Raw genomic sequence first — 16,211 nt, forward strand, 5'->3', positions numbered from 1 at the left:
TAAACCGGGATGAATAATCCGGGTGGTGACAAAGAAATTCGGTGGAGCGGTAGTTCAGTTGGTTAGAATACCTGCCTGTCACGCAGGGGGTCGCGGGTTCGAGTCCCGTCCGTTCCGCCACTTATTAAGAGCCCTGAGCATTTGCTCAGGGCTTTTTCTTTGCCTGTAACTTTATTATTGCTAAATTCGCAAAAATCCTCTGCATTTTTCGCTCTTTTTCTATAAAGAGCAGAAGGTCATAATCCCCTCAGTTAACGAACATTGTGATTAAAAAGAGGAATTCTATGACTATCCCTGCATTTGGTTTAGGTACTTTCCGCCTGAAAGACGACGTGGTTATCGCTTCTGTTAAAACAGCTCTGGAGCTGGGTTACCGCGCAGTCGACACTGCACAAATCTATGATAATGAAGCTGCTGTTGGCCAGGCGATTGCCGAAAGTGGCGTACCGCGTAATGAGTTGTACATCACAACTAAGATCTGGATTGAGAATCTTGGTAAAGACAAGCTGATCCCAAGCCTGAAAGAGAGCCTGAAAAAACTGCGCACAGATTATGTTGATCTGACGCTGATCCACTGGCCATCACCAAATGATGCTGTCTCTGTTGAAGAGTTTATGCAGGCATTGCTCGAAGCCAAAGAGCAAGGGCTGACTCGTGAAATTGGTATCTCTAACTTCACTATCCCATTGATGGAAAAAGCTATTGCTGCTGTGGGTGCAGAGAATATTGCGACTAACCAGATTGAGTTATCTCCGTATCTGCAAAGCCGTAAGGTTGTTGACTGGGCGAAAGAGCACGGTATCCACATCACCTCATACATGACACTGGCTTACGGTAAGGCGCTGAAAGATGAAGTGATTGCTCGCATTGCCGCTAAACATAACGCGACGCCGGCCCAGGTGATTCTGGCATGGGCGATGGGGGAAGGTTACTCTGTGATCCCTTCTTCTACTAAGCGTGAAAACCTGGCAAGCAACCTGCTAGCACTGGAACTGCACCTTGATGCGGAAGACAAAGCGGCAATCGCTGCTCTGGATTGCAACGATCGCCTGGTTAGCCCGGAAGGTCTGGCACCTGAGTGGGATTAATCGCCTGACCCTCTGTGCCTTTAACCCTCTTTTACAGCTCCTTCGGGAGCTGTTCTTATATATTCACTTAAAAAATCGATAAATGCCCGAATACGGGTACTGACGGCACGATCGCTGTAATACACCGCGCTGAAAGGCATCTCGACTGGCAGCCGTTTATCCGCCATCAATTCGACCAGCTTACCCTGAGCGATCTCTTTATCAATCATATAATCTGAAAGACAAGCAATACCGTTGCCGCTCAGGCAAAGCTGCTTCAGCGTTTCGCCACTGTTCGAAGATAGACCGCACTCAACCTCATGCAATTGTCCGTCACTGCAGGCTATGGGCCAGGTATTGAGCGAAATGGGTTCAGAAAACCCCAGACACAGGTGCTGCTTTAACTCTTCAACAGTCTCTGGTTTACCGAAACGGGCAATATAGTCGGGCGAAGCAATAATCTTACGGTAGCTGGTAAAGAGTGGACGTGCGCGCAGACTTGAGTCAGTTAAGGTACCGGCACGTATCGCAACATCCACTTTTCGTTCAATAAGATTGATAAATGTCTCTGAGGAAACCAGCGACAACGTCATCTCGGGATAGCGCTCACGGAAAGGTTTGATCAGTGGCATCAGGAAATGCAACATCACCGGTGTTGCGGCATCGATACGCAGCAAACCGCGCGGTGTATTACGCGACTCCATGATTTCGGTTTCCGCCGCAGCCATATCCTGCAGTATCTGTTGTACACGCCTGAAGTAGCGTTCACCTTCTTCTGTCAGACTGAGCTGCCGGGTTGTTCGATTGAGCAAACTAACGCCCAGCTTCATCTCCAGCTTCTTTACTGCCCGACTGACCGCGGAATTGGCCTGCCCAAGCTGCTCTGCGGCCCGGCTAAAGCTACCGCTTTCCACGACCGCGACAAAAATTGCCAGTTCTTCGGAGGTTGCTTTCATTTTTGCACCTGAAGCAAAATTATATTGAGATTTTGAATGTTTTTGTTATTAAAACATCCCGGCATACTGCCTGTCATCTGATTACTGATGATATGGAGCTATTTATGCCTCTCGCTTTATATGCACTGACAATAAGTGCCTTCGCTATTGGCACGACTGAATTTGTGATTGTCGGCCTGGTGCCGACCATTGCTGAACAACTGGCGATCTCTTTACCTTCTGCCGGGATGCTGGTTTCAATCTATGCGCTGGGTGTCGCGATCGGAGCGCCAGTATTGACAGCCCTGACCGGACGTCTGCCACGTAAGCAACTGTTGGTGGCGCTGATGGTCCTGTTTACGGCCGGTAACTTGTTGGCATGGCAGGCACCTGGTTATACGACATTAATTGTCGCCCGCCTGCTGACAGGCCTGGCACACGGTGTCTTCTTCTCAATTGGTTCTACGATTGCGACAGGCCTGGTGCCAAAAGAGAAAGCCGCTTCTGCCATCGCTATCATGTTTGGTGGTTTAACGGTTGCACTGGTGACGGGAGTACCGCTGGGTACATTTATCGGACAACATTTTGGCTGGCGTGAGACTTTCCTTGCCGTATCACTGTTGGGTGTGATTGCACTGATTAGCAGCCAACTGCTGATCCCTGCGAATATTCCGGGTCGGGCGGCTGCCAGCATTCGTGATCAGGTAAAAGTGTTAACCCACCCACGCCTGTTGCTTATCTACGCGGTTACGGCGTTGGGGTACGGTGGTGTCTTCACTGCGTTCACCTTCCTGGCACCTATGATGCAGGACCTGGCAGGCTTCTCGCCGGCAGCGGTAAGCTGGATCTTACTGGGCTATGGCGTATCGGTCGCTATCGGTAATATTTGGGGAGGTAAGCTGGCGGATAAACATGGTGCTGTCCCGGCGCTGAAATTTATCTTCGCGGCGCTGTTTGTCCTGCTGATGGTCTTTCAACTGACGGCCTCTACGCAATACGCTGCGTTAGTGACGATTCTGGTGATGGGGATCTTCGCCTTTGGCAATGTTCCAGGTTTGCAGGTTTACGTGGTACAGAAAGCGGAACAATTTACCCCCAATGCGGTGGATGTGGCATCCGGTCTGAACATTGCTGCGTTTAATATTGGTATTGCGCTTGGCTCTGTGATTGGCGGACAAACGGTAGAGCATTATGGTTTAGCACAGACTCCGTGGATTGGTGCGCTGATTGTTCTGGTTGCTTTTTTACTGATGGGTATCAGCGGTCGCCTGGATAAACCGGCGCGGGTAGTATTGGGATAAATCATTGATGTAAGTACCCACTTACAAAACAAACTGCAATTGTTCGTTGAAAGTGAGTGCTAAAGTCCCTATAACAGAAGAACCAGTCCGGCTGCGGACTGGTTGACGTTATAGAGGTTTGAAAGTCTAAAGTGCGAAAAAACACCTATGCCATGCGCTATGTTGCCGGACAGCCCGCTGAGCGGATTTTACCGCCAGGGTCATTTGCGCATATCGGCCAGGCATTACCTGCAGGCGTGCCGTTAAGCAGTGAAGATCGCATTCGCGTGCTGGTATGGAATATTTTTAAACAGCAGCGCGCAGAATGGCAGTCGGTGCTGAAGAATTTTGGCAAAGACGCGCATTTGGTGTTATTGCAGGAAGCACAAACCACGCCTGAACTGGTGCAGTTTGCGACCGCTAACTATCTTGCCGCCGATCAGGTTCCCGCTTTCGTGTTGCCTCAGCATCCTTCTGGCGTCATGACGCTTTCTGCTGCACATCCGGTCTACTGCTGCCCATTGCGCGAGCGTGAGCCAATTTTACGCCTGGCAAAATCGGCTCTGGTCACAGTGTACCCGCTGCCTGACTCGCGTTTATTAATGGTGGTGAATATCCACGCGGTAAACTTCAGCCTCGGTGTCGATGTCTATAGTAAGCAGTTACTTCCCATTGGGGATCAAATCGCCCATCACAGTGGTCCGGTGATTATGGCCGGTGATTTCAATGCCTGGAGCCGCCGACGGATGAATGCGCTGTACCGCTTTGCGCGTGAAATGTCGCTGCGCCAGGTTCGCTTTACCGACGATCAACGCCGGCGTGCGTTTGGTCGCCCACTCGACTTTGTGTTTTATCGTGGTTTGAACGTGAGTGAGGCCTCTGTGCTGGTCACTCGCGCCTCCGACCACAATCCACTACTCGTTGAATTCAGTCCCGGCAAGCCTGAGCAATAAAGGTATGTCAGGTCTGCCGTAGGGCAGGCCTGTGATGGTTGCCCTTCATATTTCACAACAACCGAAGGACAACACAATGACAACACGCTCCCACCATGACAACGTCGAAAAGCAGTTTGGCTCTCAGGCTAACGCCTATTTAACCAGCACCGTACATGCTACTGGTCGTGATTTACAACGACTGGCGGAAAGGCTGTCTGCTTTTCCACAGGCACGGGTACTGGATATGGGATGTGGAGCAGGACACGCCAGCTTTGTGGCTGCGCAAAACGTTCAACAGGTTGTGGCTTATGATTTATCGTCTCAAATGCTTGAGGTGGTCGCAGAGGCTGCAAAAGAGAAGGGCCTGGACAGCATCACCACGCAACAGGGATATGCAGAGAGCCTGCCGTTCGGCGATTGCGCTTTTGATGTAGTGATTAGCCGCTATTCGGCGCATCACTGGCATGATGTCGGACGTGCGCTGCGTGAAGTCAATCGTGTACTGAAACCCGGTGGTGTGGCGATCGTAATGGATGTGATGTCGCCAGGACATCCGGTCCGTGATATCTGGTTGCAAACTGTCGAAGCGTTACGCGACACCTCGCATGTCCGCAATTATTCCAGCGGTGAATGGCTGTCTTTAATCAACGATGCCGGTTTGATTACCAATACCGTGTTGACCGATCGCCTGCCGCTGGAGTTCAGTTCGTGGGTGGCGCGGATGCGTACACCTGCCGCGTTGACAGAAGCGATTCGTTTATATCAGGAGAGCGCATCTGCTGAAGTGAAAGCCTACTTCGCGTTACAGGAGGATGGTTCATTCACCAGTGATACGATAATGGTTGAGGCACATAAAGCGGGATAAATAAAAAAGGCACTGGGGGGAAACCAGTGCCTTCATTTTTACAATGCTATCAGGAGTCAGGCATGCCGTTGTTTTTGACAAACAACGTGAGCTGATCGCCCGGTTGCAGATTGTCCGTATCGCTGTTCCAGCGCATTACATCCTTGATGTTAACCCCGTGGCGTTTGGCAATGCTCGACAGAGAGTCGCCTTTACGCACACGATAGGTGATGCTATCGCTGTTGTTAGCCAGTCGCTGCGCGCTGTTGCCAGCACCTACGGTCAGGCTTTGGCCCACTTTCAGTGATGATCCACGCAGATTATTCCACTGCTGCAGATCCTTCGTGCTCACGCCAAGACGTGCAGCGACGCCAGAAAGCGTATCGCCAGAGCGAACTTTGTAACTACGGCTGTTCAGCGGCGTGTTATCAGCCACCAACGTTGACTGTACGGCTGCAATTTCGCCGGAAGCCAAAGACTCACGCAGCTTCTCTGCATGCTTCTTTGGTACCATCACGTATTGCGGACCGCTGGCACCCAACGTGGAGCCTTTCACACCTGCATTGAAGGTCTTCAGTTTGCTGACGGAAATACCCGCCATATCGGCAACCTGAGCCATCTCAACCGGGCTGTTCAGGCGAACACGTGCCAACGCACGGCTTTCGTCTGTGGTAGGCAGACGCACGCCATAGCGTTTGCTGTTTTTGAGAATATCACTCAATGCCAGCATTTTGGGCACATACTGCTTCGTTTCCTGAGGCAAAGGGAGCGACCAGAAATCGGTGGATTTACCCCGAGATTTGTTCGCTTTGATTGCCTTCATCACGCGACCTTCACCGCTATTATACGCGGCAACGGTCAGCAGCCAGTCGCCATCAAACATCTTGTTCAGACGCTGCATCATGTCCAGCGCGGCAGTGGTGGAAGCCACAATGTCGCGACGTGCATCATAATTGCGGGTCTGTTTTAAACCATAATTGCGCCCCGTGCTCGGAATGATCTGCCAAATACCTGCGGCATTGGCGCCAGACGTTGCGTGAGGATCAAAAGCGCTCTCCACTATGGGTAGTAGTACCAGTTCCATAGGCATGTTACGTTTCTTAACTTGCCCGGCTATCCAGTACATATACGGCTCTGCCCGTAAAGTTACATCGTGGAGATAGCTCTTATTGCGTAAATACTTCTGTTTTTGTTCGCGAATCCGGTTGTTTTCCGGAATTCCCATCTTTAGCTCGTCACCAATGAAAGCCCACAAATCCTGATCAGCAGCGATAGATGTTCCATCGTCCATCCATCGCGCCTGACTTGTAAACTTTCCTGCTTCCCCTTGACCAGCTGCAGAAAGGCTCTGTGCGTGCTGTTGGACGTTACCAGTATTCTGGCACCCAACAAGCAGGACAGAGGCGAGTAATATCGCTTTTGCCTTCATGTGTGTGTCAATAGTTGCTTAAAAGACGACCGATCATAACGGCGAAGTTTTCAAAAGGCAACCCGGAATTGTCAGAACGTATCTTTCTTTGACCTTAACCAGGCAAAACGCTCTTCAGGTTGTTGCAATATTGTTTCTTTGTTTATTTCATTAATTAAATCAATATCTTCCGTTCTTAAAAAAAGATTATTTCGCCGCTCATTTTTCAGAATTACGGGTAGTGTCATTTGTTTTTTTACGCGTAACTCATTAACTTTACGATAATATTCATTTATGCACGAATCGTGCGGCAGAATGCTTAAGGCAAACTTCATGTTTTCTAATGTGTACTCATGAGCGCAGCAGATCAATGTATCATCAGGAAGCGCACTTAATTTATTAAGTGATTGATACATCTGTGAAGCTGTACCTTCAAATAGTCTGCCACAACCGCCTGAAAAGAGTGTATCTCCGCAAAATAGATAAGGTTGGCTAAAGTAACAGATATGTCCTAAAGTGTGACCCGGCGTAGCAATTACCTTAAATTCATGCCCTAAAACGAGTGCAATATCGCCATCTTTGACTATATGGGTCGTTCCCTTATCTTGCGTTTCAGCCGGTCCGTAAACCACTAATTGTGGGAAATGTTGCAAAAGTTCTTTCACACCGCCAACATGATCATTGTGGTGATGGGTCAGGAGAATGGCCTCCGGCACCCAGTGATGTTCTGCAATCGCTTTCAGGACGGGAGCGGCTTCGCCCGGATCAACAATCAGGCAACGGTTTTCATTATTTGTCAGGACCCAGATGTAATTGTCCTGAAATGCGGGAATACTGTTAAGATTCATAAATTACCTCTCAATGCGTAACGGAAGGTTGTGATGAAACCGGCAAGGATCCCTCAAACTGTCGTAGCGCCCGTTAGCTGGGATGATTTACCCTGGGGTGAGCACTATCGTGAGGCGCTGGAACATCAGCTTAACCCGTGGTTCGCAAAAATGTACGGATTTCATCTGCTTAAGATTGGTAATTTAAGCGCAGAAATCAATTCCGAAGCGTGCGCGGTTTCTCATCAGGTAAATGTTTCTTTGCAAGGTTCGCCCATGCAGGTTACGGCCGATCCTTTACACCTTCCTTTTGCCGATAAATCCGTGGATGTCTGTCTGCTGGCTCATACACTACCGTGGTGCGCCGATCCGCATCGCTTATTACGTGAAGCCGACCGGGTACTGATTGATGATGGCTGGTTAATACTGAGCGGGTTTAACCCGGTTAGCCTGATGGGATTGCGTAAGCTGGTGCCAGTGCTACGTAAAACACCGCCTTACAACAGCCGGATGTTTACCCTGATGCGCCAGTTGGATTGGCTCTCTTTGCTGAATTTTGAGGTGCTGCACTATAGCCGGTTCCACGTGCTGCCCTGGGCGAAGCAGGGCGGTAAAATGTTAAGTGCGCATATTCCGGCACTGGGCTGTCTTCAGTTGGTTGTCGCGCGCAAGCGAACCATTCCGCTTACGCTCAATCCGATGAAACAAAGTAAAAGTAAGGCACGCATCCGCCAGGCTGTTGGGGCAACCCGACAATACCGCAAGCCAGACGCTTAAGACTCTGCCTGATACCCAACATCATCCTGGGTGGGACTCATTGCTGCAGCACGTGCAAGTTCATCACAGCGTTCATTTTCCGGATGACCCGCATGCCCTTTAACCCATTCCCATTTGATTTGGTGCGGCCCAAGTGCGGCATCCAGACGTTTCCACAGATCGACGTTCTTCACTGGCTTTTTATCTGCGGTTTTCCAGCCGCGTTTTTTCCAGTTGTGGATCCACTGTGTAATGCCCTGGCGCACGTACTGGCTGTCGGTGCTGAGTACCACTTCACATGGCTCTTTAAGTGCTTCCAGCGCGACGATTGCCGCCATCAACTCCATACGGTTATTGGTGGTGAGGTTGTACCCTTCGGCAAAGGTTTTTTCGCGCCCGCGATAGCGTAAGATAGCCCCATAACCGCCAGGACCTGGGTTTCCCAGGCAAGAACCATCGGTGAAAATTTCTACCTGTTTAAGCATCTCTGGTAGACTTCCTGTTTTAGCAAATCGAAATCAAACGATAAGTCTGACATAAATGACCGCTATGAGCACTGGAATTACACGGCAGATAGTCCTCGATACCGAAACCACCGGTATGAACCAGATTGGTGCCCACTACGAAGGCCATAAGATTATTGAGATCGGTGCGGTTGAAGTGGTTAACCGCCGTTTGACCGGAAATAACTTCCACGTCTACCTGAAGCCGGACCGGCTGGTGGACCCGGAAGCATTTGGCGTACACGGAATCGCCGATGAGTTCTTGCTTGATAAACCCACGTTCGCCGATGTCGCCGATGAGTTTCTTGACTATATCCGTGGCGCGGAGCTGGTCATCCATAACGCATCGTTTGATATCGGCTTTATGGATTACGAGTTCGCGAAACTCAATCGCGATATCCCGAAGACGAACACCTTCTGTAAAGTGACCGACAGTCTGGCGTTGGCGAGGAAAATGTTTCCTGGCAAGCGTAACAGCCTTGACGCGTTATGCTCGCGCTATGAGATAGACAACAGCAAGCGTACTCTGCATGGCGCATTGCTCGATGCCCAGATTCTGGCCGACGTTTATCTGATGATGACCGGCGGGCAGACCACCATGGCATTCTCTATGGAAGGTGACAGCCAGCAGCAGAATGATACGGGGATCCAGCGCATTGTGCGTCAGTCCAGTAAATTACGCGTTGTTTTCGCTACTGATGAAGAGCTGGCAGCCCATGAGTCGCGCCTTGACCTGGTACAGAAGAAGGGCGGAAGTTGCCTCTGGCGGGCCTAGTTCTGGTATTTACAGTACAGAAATGGTCATTCGGGTGATTTTTGCAGCAAACGATTAAAAAACGTGAGAAAAAGCGTTGACGAGGCGCGAGGCAATCCGTAATATTCGCTTCGTTCCCAAGCGGAACACAACGCGGAGTGGTAGTTCAGTTGGTTAGAATACCTGCCTGTCACGCAGGGGGTCGCGGGTTCGAGTCCCGTCCATTCCGCCACTATTCAGAAAGCCTGAATCAGAAATGATTCAGGCTTTCGTCGTTTTAATCCAGCTAAAATAAAAGCCTGCAATAATGTTTTATTGCAGGCCGTAGTCATTACTCACTCAGCGTTTGGGCGATATCTTTTTGTACCTGTTGGCGCTGCTCTGGGGTCAGCACTTTGCTCAGATCAAAGTAGTATTTCACGCGGTAATAACGCGCCTGTTGTTCGATGTTGCTGAACGCGGCAAGCTGTTTCTTAACGGCGGCATCATCCCATTTCCCGGACTTGATGACGTCAATCAGCGCACCGTCTTTAACGTCTTTCACTGAAATCTGGTCAACGTTGTTTTCCAGCTGTTGGTGCAGTTTTTTAATCTGCGCCACCTGGTCGTTGGTCAACTTAAGGTGTTGAACGACCGGATCCTGAGCCGGCGCGGGAACGTTGGATACGTTTGCTGCAAGCGTGCTAAAAGAGGCGCCAGCCAGAGTGGCAGCCAGCAAGGTCATACGTACGAAGTTCTTCATTTAGACATCCTGATAAGGGAATTATTGAAAGTGTAGATCACCCGTTAATGACGCGTGATTATCCCTTGCAGAATACGTTGCCCGATGCATGTCGCCACGCGAATTTGTTTTGCGGTTGGTTACGGAGTGAAACAATCCCGCCGTGGATACAAGGTCCGTGGCGGGAGGGAAGGCGATCTCTACAGGGTGAAAGCGTCAGCATCCTGCCAGGCAGGAAATTTCTCGCGGTACTCGCGTAGCGCCGAAAGCGACAGCTCAGTATCAATTCGCGTTGCCTGATGCGGCTCGGCTGTGGCAATGACTTCACCCTGTGGGTTGATGACCCGGCTGTCACCGCGATAATGATGGCCGTTACCATCGGTTCCCACACGGTTACATCCTGCTACATACGCCTGATTTTCAATTGCCCGTGCGGTGAGCAGAACCTGCCAGTGCAGCGAGCGCGGTGCGGGCCAGTTGGCAACATACAAGGCGAGGTCGTAGTCATTACGGTTACGTGACCACACCGGAAAACGCAGGTCATAACAGACCAGCGGCAGAATACGCCAACCACGCCATTCAAAGATGATGCGTTCTTCACCGGCCTGATAATGCTGATGTTCGTCTGCCATGCGGAACAGATGGCGTTTGTCATAGAGATGCACGGTGCCTTCGGGTTCAACCAGCAAAAAACGATTCACGGGTCCCCGTTCAGACTGTATCGCTGCGCTACCTGCTATCAGGGCATTCGTCTGCTGCGCTTTGCTACGCATCCAGCTTACAACTTCCTCTTGCGGCAACGATTTGTTTGCCGCTTCCATCGCAAATCCACTGGTAAACATCTCAGGCAACACAATAACGTCACGCCCGGTGACGGTTTCCAGTTGTCTGTCGAAATGGCGCAGGTTGGCTGGGCCATCCATCCAGATCAGTGGTTGTTGCAGCAGAGTAATTTTTAAACCTGGCACGGTCGAGGCTCCTCGTTGAACAGCATTTTGACACTGTAGCATGAGCATTAACGAAAATGTGGCAATAAAAAGCCCCGCATTTAGCGGGGCTGAACGTTGTGCGTTAGCGTTATGCTGCTTCGACCTTACGCACTTTCTCTGGCAACTTTACCGGCTGAGTCGCCAGCGCCTCGGGTTCAAAATCATCAACATTGATACTGCGCAGACGGCTTGCTTCGGCTTTCACCAGAATCGCCGCTTCGTCTTTATCAATCAGTCCTTTGGCCAGCGCGTTATGTGCCAGCTCGTCCAGGCGGGTAAACGGTAGATTTTTACCCAACTCTTTGCAGATCCGCTGGTGGATTGGGTCGGCTGCAATGACATCCAGCAACGCCTCTTCCAGTAAGCCAACCGGGTTGTGTTCGCTTGGCGTCAGGTACTGACCGCGACCAAGACGAGAACGGGTGGCGCTTGGAACCTGCAGAATCTTCGCGACTTTATGATCCAGCTTGTCTGACGGTGCATGGTAGTGGCGACCGGTAGGGAAGATGACCACATTCAGCAACCCTGCAACCAGGCGGTTCGGGAAGTTTTTCAGCAAGTCGTCCATCGCCTGTTCAGCTTTGTACAACGCATCCTGTACGCCCCAGTGAACCAGCGGCAGGTCGGCTTCATTCCGGCCTTCATCGTCATAACGTTTCAGCACAGCGGAGGCCAGATACAGCTGACTTAACACATCACCCAGTCGAGCAGAGATACGTTCACGACGCTTCAGGCTACCACCCAATACGGCCATGGACACATCTGAAAGTAATGCCAGGTTGGCACTCAAACGGTTCAGGTGCTGGTAGTAACGCTTGGTGGCATCACCGGTTGGCGTGCTGCTGGTTAACCCGCGAGTCAAACCAAGCCAGAAGCTGCGCACTTTATTACTGCCTACGTGACCAATATGTTTAAACAGCAGTTTGTCGAACGCATTCACGTCGTTATTCTGCGCCGCAGCCATCTCTTCAAGCACATATGGATGGCAGCGAATTGCGCCCTGACCGAAGATCATCATGCTACGCGTCAGGATGTTGGCACCTTCGACGGTAATGGCGATCGGTGCACCCTGATAAGCACGGGCCAGGAAGTTACTTTCGCCAAGCATGATGCCTTTGCCGCCAGTAATATCCATTGCATCGATGATTGACTGCTGTCCACGGTGAGTACAGTGATATTTCACGATAGCCGACAGCACCGCTGGTTTCTCACCCAGCATAATGCCGTAGGTTATCAGCGACGCTGCGGCATCCATCACATAGGCGTTACCGGCGATACGTGCCAACGGTTCTTCAATGCCTTCCATCTTGCCGATAGAGATTTTGAACTGGCGACGGATATGCGCATACGCGCCAGTCGCCATGGCGACGGATTTAACGCCGCCCGTAGAGTTAGATGGCAGGGTAATGCCGCGTCCTACGGACAGACATTCCACCAGCATACGCCAGCCCTGACCGGCCATTTTCGGGCCACCAATAATGTAATCAATCGGAACGAAGACATCTTTACCCAGCGTTGGTCCGTTCTGGAACGGCACGTTCAGCGGGAAGTGACGACGGCCAATTTGTACGCCCGGCGTTGAGGTTGGAATCAGCGCACAGGTAATGCCAAGATCTTCCTCGCCACCCAGCAGTTTTTCCGGGTCAGAGAGTTTAAACGCCAGACCCAGAACGGTAGCAATAGGAGCCAGCGTGATATAGCGTTTGTTCCAGGTCAGGCGCATACCCAGCACCTGCTGGCCCTGCCAGTCGCCCATACAAACCACGCCGGTATCAGGGATCGCACCTGCATCAGAGCCGGCTTCCGGGCTGGTCAGTGCAAAACACGGGATTTCCTGACCACGTGCCAGACGCGGCAGATAGTGGTTTTTCTGTTCTTCGGTGCCGTAATGCTGCAGCAGTTCACCAGGACCTAATGAGTTAGGTACGCCGACGGTGATCGCCAGGATCCCAGAAACACCGGAGAGCTTTTGCAGTACTCGAGCCTGAGCATACGCAGAGAATTCCAGCCCGCCGTACTCTTTCTTGATGATCATTGCGAAGAAGCGGTGTTCTTTTAGATATGCCCACAATTCCGGCGGCAGATCCGCGAGTTCATGGGTTATCTGGAAGTCGTTCGCCATGCGGCATGCTTCTTCCACTGGGCCATCGATAAACGCCTGCTCTTCAGCAGTCAGATGCGGCTGCGGATAGTTATGCAGTTTTTTCCAGTCAGGTTTGCCCTGGAACAGGTCACCTTCCCACCAGGTTGTACCGGCATCGATCGCTTCTTTTTCAGTACGCGACATTGGCGGCATGACTTTACGGAAACCGCGGAACACGGGAGCGGAAATCATGGATTTACGCATCGGGGTAAAGTTAAACGGTACGAGAATAATGGCCAGAGGAACCAGCAGCCAGACTGACCACAGGCCAGCCACGCCGAGCGCAGCCGTCCAGGCGAGCAAAACTAAGCTGCTGAGGAATAAGCTCACGCGGTGATAAAACAGAACGCTGAGCAGAACAACCGTAGCGATAATACTCAAAATCATCATAACGAAAAGCTCCCTTGCTTGTAGGAGGTCTGACCACTTGTGATGATATGGTTGTAGTGTATGTAAATTCTTTTAGCAATGTGTTTACAAAATAATTACAACAAAGCTCACATTGTTGTTGTTTTAACCGGCACAAAAAATCAAAAGCAGCAGCCATTCCTGTGGCTTGTACTTCTCGCTGGTAGCGCTATCCGGTACACTGCATCTTGTCATTTACATTCATGCTGAAGGATATCCTCATGTACCAGGATCTTATTCGTAACGAACTGAGCGAAGCGGCGGAAACGCTGGCTAATTTTCTTAAAGATGACGCCAATATTCACGCCATTCAACGCGCGGCGGTCCTGTTGGCAGATAGCTTCAAAGCCGGTGGGAAGGTACTTTCCTGTGGTAATGGCGGCTCCCATTGCGATGCGATGCATTTCGCCGAAGAGCTGACTGGACGCTATCGTGAAAACCGCCCGGGCTACCCGGCTATCGCTATCTCTGACGTCAGCCACATCTCCTGCGTCAGCAACGATTTTGGTTACGATTATGTATTCTCCCGCTACGTTGAAGCGGTTGGCCGTGAAGGCGATGTCCTGTTAGGCATCTCGACTTCGGGTAACTCCGGTAACGTGATTAAAGCGATTGCTGCGGCGCGTGAGAAGGGAATGAAAGTCATCACCCTGACCGGCAAAGACGGCGGTAAAATGGCCGGTAGCGCAGATATTGAAATTCGCGTGCCGCACTTTGGCTATGCCGACCGTATCCAGGAAATTCATATCAAAGTGATCCATATCCTGATCCAGTTGATCGAAAAAGAGATGGTTAAGTAAGCGGGTAATTTTTGCCGGTATTATCGGGCCTGGAACGTGTAGGCCCGATAAGCGAAGCGCCATCGGGTATTGTGCCGGATGGCGACGCAAGCGTCTTATCCGGCCTACGAGCTGTGCTTTGCTGGTCTTATCAGGCAATTAACCGTTTTAAGGTAGGTGATGTATGTGCGAACTGCTCGGGATGAGCGCCAATGTGCCAACCGATATTTGCTTTAGCTTCACCGGGCTGGTTCAGCGCGGCGGAGGTACTGGGCCGCACAAAGACGGCTGGGGTATTACATTTTACGAGGGTAAGGGCTGCCGTACGTTTAAAGATCCGCAACCCAGCTTTAATTCGCCTATTGCCAAACTGGTTCAAGACTATCCCATTAAATCCTGTTCCGTGATTGCCCATATTCGTCAGGCGAATCGGGGTGAAGTGGCGCTGGAAAATACCCACCCGTTCACGCGTGAACTGTGGGGGCGCAACTGGACTTACGCCCATAACGGACAGCTCAGCGGCTATAAATCGCTGGAAACCGGTAATTTCCGCCCGGTCGGGGAAACCGACAGCGAAAAAGCCTTCTGCTGGCTGCTGCATAAGCTGACCGAGCGTTATCCGCGCACGCCAGGTAATATGACGGCGGTGTTTAAATATATCGCGGCGCTGGCAGGAGAACTGCGAGAGAAGGGCGTCTTCAACATGCTATTGTCTGACGGGCGCTATGTGATGGCCTTCTGTTCGACCAACCTGTTTTGGATCACGCGTCGTGCGCCGTTTGGCGTGGCGACATTGTTGGATCAGGATGTGGAAATTGATTTTAGCTCAGAGACCACACCCAATGATGTGGTCACTGTGATTGCCACTCAGCCACTGACGGGCAATGAAACCTGGCAAAAGATTATGCCAGGCGAGTGGGCGCTATTTTGTCTCGGGGAGCGTGTAGTTTGATGCCAGCTGTGGCTGAATGACTTCGTGACTCAACGGCTTGCTGACGATATAACGGCCATCGACAACGGAAACGGTCGGTGGCTTACGCGTTTGTTCAAAGTAATCGTATCCCGGTTTTAGCTGCGACCAGAAATCTTTGTAATACGAAAACTTATGGCGCTGCATGTTCGCGTCAGTCATGCGGAACGGGTAAATGCTCACCTGAACGCTGGACTGGCCGAATACCAGAGCGCCGGTCACAAACTGGAAAATCTCATCAATACCGTTGTCGGTCATCGCATAGCAACCGACAGAAACGCAAGCACCGTGGATCATCAGGTACTTACCTTCGTAGCCGTGCGCACGATCGTAGGCGTTAGGGAAGCCAATGTTAATGGCTTTATAAAAGCGACTGTCTGGTTTGAGTTGCCCGCGCTGAACGCTGTAGAACCCTTCCGGACTTTTGAAATCACCCTGACGCTGTTTTGGCCCTAATCCACCGGAGTAGTTACAGATCTTATAGCTGTCGAGCAGCTGATACTGTTCGCCCATCTTGACGTACAGATCGAGCGTCCGCTCTTCTTTAAAGATCTGAATATAGACAGGGGACCCCATCAATTGCTGCTTATATTCTTTGCTGATTGGCGTGGTTGGGCTGCCGCTGCTCAGCAAACCGGCAAATGAAACGCACGGCAATAAAAGCATCGCAAGAAAAAATGCGATTTTACGCATACTGCTTATTCCTTGATAAAACGATTACACACGCCAGGACGGCAAAAAGAGTCCCCAAATCAGAAAAGTCTGTATTTGGAGCGCTCACATTAGCACCAAGAGAGTTTTTCGCAAGTCTCTCGTGCGCCGTTTACACTTTAGTTTCTCTTTATACGGAAAATCGCGCAGAAAGGCAGTCAGACAGTGGCGTATTTTTTCA

The 16,211-nt window shown here is 50.9% G+C and carries 15 protein-coding genes, 2 tRNA genes and 1 pseudogene; 10 read left to right on the forward strand and 8 right to left on the reverse strand.

Annotated features, from left to right (window positions below; translation table 11 throughout):
- Window positions 1–43 precede the first annotated feature (43 nt).
- Both NNO03_RS19495 and dkgB read left to right on the forward strand, forming a co-directional pair.
- A tRNA-Asp gene (locus NNO03_RS19495) sits at window positions 44–120 on the forward strand.
- Between the two features lie 164 nt (window positions 121–284).
- Window positions 285–1,088 carry a 2,5-didehydrogluconate reductase DkgB gene (gene dkgB / locus NNO03_RS19500; RefSeq protein WP_271442052.1) on the forward strand — a complete coding sequence of 268 codons (804 nt, stop codon included), beginning with the start codon at window positions 285–287 and terminating at the stop codon, window positions 1,086–1,088.
- Between the two features lie 20 nt (window positions 1,089–1,108).
- On the opposite strand, the gene yafC is transcribed toward dkgB, so the two are convergent.
- Window positions 1,109–2,023, reverse strand: coding sequence for a DNA-binding transcriptional regulator YafC (gene yafC / locus NNO03_RS19505; RefSeq protein ID WP_271450282.1), 915 nt, complete (start codon window positions 2,021–2,023; stop codon window positions 1,109–1,111).
- A gap of 104 nt (window positions 2,024–2,127) precedes the next feature.
- On the opposite strand from yafC, the gene NNO03_RS19510 reads away from it, so the two are divergent.
- From NNO03_RS19510 to NNO03_RS19520, 3 genes are all read left to right on the forward strand, one after another.
- Window positions 2,128–3,303, forward strand: a complete 1,176-nt coding sequence (locus tag NNO03_RS19510) for an MFS transporter (RefSeq protein WP_271450283.1) — start codon at window positions 2,128–2,130, stop codon at window positions 3,301–3,303.
- Window positions 3,304–3,434: 131 nt separating this feature from the next.
- Window positions 3,435–4,235, forward strand: a complete 801-nt coding sequence (locus NNO03_RS19515; protein WP_008783770.1) for an endonuclease/exonuclease/phosphatase family protein — start codon at window positions 3,435–3,437, stop codon at window positions 4,233–4,235.
- A 76-nt stretch (window positions 4,236–4,311) separates the two neighbouring features.
- Window positions 4,312–5,082, forward strand: a complete 771-nt coding sequence (locus NNO03_RS19520; RefSeq protein ID WP_271450284.1) for a class I SAM-dependent methyltransferase — start codon at window positions 4,312–4,314, stop codon at window positions 5,080–5,082.
- Window positions 5,083–5,131: 49 nt separating this feature from the next.
- On the opposite strand, the gene mltD is transcribed toward NNO03_RS19520, so the two are convergent.
- Window positions 5,132–6,490 (reverse strand): murein transglycosylase D, encoded by a 1,359-nt coding sequence (mltD, locus tag NNO03_RS19525; protein ID WP_271450285.1) that lies wholly within the window; start codon window positions 6,488–6,490, stop codon window positions 5,132–5,134.
- A 71-nt stretch (window positions 6,491–6,561) separates the two neighbouring features.
- A complete protein-coding gene (gloB, locus tag NNO03_RS19530; protein ID WP_271450286.1) occupies window positions 6,562–7,317 on the reverse strand; it encodes a hydroxyacylglutathione hydrolase in 756 nt (251 codons plus the stop codon).
- A gap of 33 nt (window positions 7,318–7,350) precedes the next feature.
- Between gloB and NNO03_RS19535 the strand changes: the two genes are divergently transcribed.
- Complete coding sequence (locus NNO03_RS19535; RefSeq protein WP_271450287.1) at window positions 7,351–8,073, forward strand: class I SAM-dependent methyltransferase; 723 nt, start codon at window positions 7,351–7,353, stop codon at window positions 8,071–8,073.
- On the opposite strand, the pseudogene rnhA reads toward NNO03_RS19535, so the two are convergent.
- A pseudogene (gene rnhA, locus NNO03_RS19540) lies at window positions 8,070–8,648 on the reverse strand (ribonuclease HI). The gene NNO03_RS19535 and the pseudogene rnhA sit on opposite strands and share 4 nt — an antisense overlap.
- On the opposite strand from rnhA, the gene dnaQ reads away from it, so the two are divergent.
- The gene (gene dnaQ / locus NNO03_RS19545) at window positions 8,602–9,330 is read left to right on the forward strand and encodes a DNA polymerase III subunit epsilon (RefSeq protein WP_170974423.1); all 729 of its coding nucleotides are present in this window, start codon (window positions 8,602–8,604) and stop codon (window positions 9,328–9,330) included. The pseudogene rnhA and the gene dnaQ overlap by 47 nt on opposite strands.
- Before the next feature lie 134 nt (window positions 9,331–9,464).
- A tRNA-Asp gene (locus tag NNO03_RS19550) sits at window positions 9,465–9,541 on the forward strand.
- A 99-nt stretch (window positions 9,542–9,640) separates the two neighbouring features.
- On the opposite strand, the gene NNO03_RS19555 is transcribed toward NNO03_RS19550, so the two are convergent.
- The 3 genes from NNO03_RS19555 to fadE form a co-directional block, all read right to left on the reverse strand.
- Entirely contained in the window at window positions 9,641–10,051 is a 411-nt protein-coding gene (locus NNO03_RS19555) for a Spy/CpxP family protein refolding chaperone (RefSeq protein ID WP_271442047.1), read from the reverse strand.
- 179 nt (window positions 10,052–10,230) lie between these two features.
- Complete coding sequence (locus NNO03_RS19560; RefSeq protein ID WP_271450288.1) at window positions 10,231–10,998, reverse strand: amidohydrolase; 768 nt, start codon at window positions 10,996–10,998, stop codon at window positions 10,231–10,233.
- A gap of 109 nt (window positions 10,999–11,107) precedes the next feature.
- Window positions 11,108–13,552, reverse strand: a complete 2,445-nt coding sequence (gene fadE, locus NNO03_RS19565) for an acyl-CoA dehydrogenase FadE (RefSeq protein ID WP_271442045.1) — start codon at window positions 13,550–13,552, stop codon at window positions 11,108–11,110.
- Window positions 13,553–13,791: 239 nt separating this feature from the next.
- Here fadE and lpcA point away from each other — a divergent pair, with 239 nt between their 5' ends.
- Entirely contained in the window at window positions 13,792–14,370 is a 579-nt protein-coding gene (lpcA, locus tag NNO03_RS19570; RefSeq protein ID WP_016151815.1) for a D-sedoheptulose 7-phosphate isomerase, read from the forward strand.
- A gap of 163 nt (window positions 14,371–14,533) precedes the next feature.
- On the forward strand, window positions 14,534–15,301 hold the full coding sequence (locus NNO03_RS19575) for a class II glutamine amidotransferase (RefSeq protein ID WP_069323846.1): 768 nt from the start codon (window positions 14,534–14,536) through the stop codon (window positions 15,299–15,301).
- Here the strand turns inward: NNO03_RS19575 and dpaA are convergent.
- A complete protein-coding gene (gene dpaA, locus NNO03_RS19580) occupies window positions 15,272–16,012 on the reverse strand; it encodes a peptidoglycan meso-diaminopimelic acid protein amidase (RefSeq protein ID WP_271442044.1) in 741 nt (246 codons plus the stop codon). The two genes, NNO03_RS19575 and dpaA, sit on opposite strands and share 30 nt — an antisense overlap.
- Between the last annotated feature and the right edge of the window lie 199 nt (window positions 16,013–16,211).

This window comes from Citrobacter sp. Igbk 16 (genome assembly GCF_028069755.1).
Lineage (GTDB): Bacteria > Pseudomonadota > Gammaproteobacteria > Enterobacterales > Enterobacteriaceae > Citrobacter.

Excerpts from the sequence above, each read along its gene's own strand:
- dkgB (WP_271442052.1), top strand. The coding sequence starts at position 285 with ATGACTATCCCTGCATTTGGTTTAGGTACTTTCCGCCTGAAAGACGAC.
- yafC (WP_271450282.1), bottom strand. The coding sequence starts at position 2,023 with ATGAAAGCAACCTCCGAAGAACTGGCAATTTTTGTCGCGGTCGTGGAA.
- NNO03_RS19510 (WP_271450283.1), top strand. The coding sequence starts at position 2,128 with ATGCCTCTCGCTTTATATGCACTGACAATAAGTGCCTTCGCTATTGGC.
- NNO03_RS19520 (WP_271450284.1), top strand. The coding sequence starts at position 4,312 with ATGACAACACGCTCCCACCATGACAACGTCGAAAAGCAGTTTGGCTCT.
- mltD (WP_271450285.1), bottom strand. The coding sequence starts at position 6,490 with ATGAAGGCAAAAGCGATATTACTCGCCTCTGTCCTGCTTGTTGGGTGC.
- gloB (WP_271450286.1), bottom strand. The coding sequence starts at position 7,317 with ATGAATCTTAACAGTATTCCCGCATTTCAGGACAATTACATCTGGGTC.
- NNO03_RS19535 (WP_271450287.1), top strand. The coding sequence starts at position 7,351 with ATGAAACCGGCAAGGATCCCTCAAACTGTCGTAGCGCCCGTTAGCTGG.
- dnaQ (WP_170974423.1), top strand. The coding sequence starts at position 8,602 with ATGAGCACTGGAATTACACGGCAGATAGTCCTCGATACCGAAACCACC.
- NNO03_RS19555 (WP_271442047.1), bottom strand. The coding sequence starts at position 10,051 with ATGAAGAACTTCGTACGTATGACCTTGCTGGCTGCCACTCTGGCTGGC.
- fadE (WP_271442045.1), bottom strand. The coding sequence starts at position 13,552 with ATGATGATTTTGAGTATTATCGCTACGGTTGTTCTGCTCAGCGTTCTG.
- lpcA (WP_016151815.1), top strand. The coding sequence starts at position 13,792 with ATGTACCAGGATCTTATTCGTAACGAACTGAGCGAAGCGGCGGAAACG.
- NNO03_RS19575 (WP_069323846.1), top strand. The coding sequence starts at position 14,534 with ATGTGCGAACTGCTCGGGATGAGCGCCAATGTGCCAACCGATATTTGC.
- dpaA (WP_271442044.1), bottom strand. The coding sequence starts at position 16,012 with ATGCGTAAAATCGCATTTTTTCTTGCGATGCTTTTATTGCCGTGCGTT.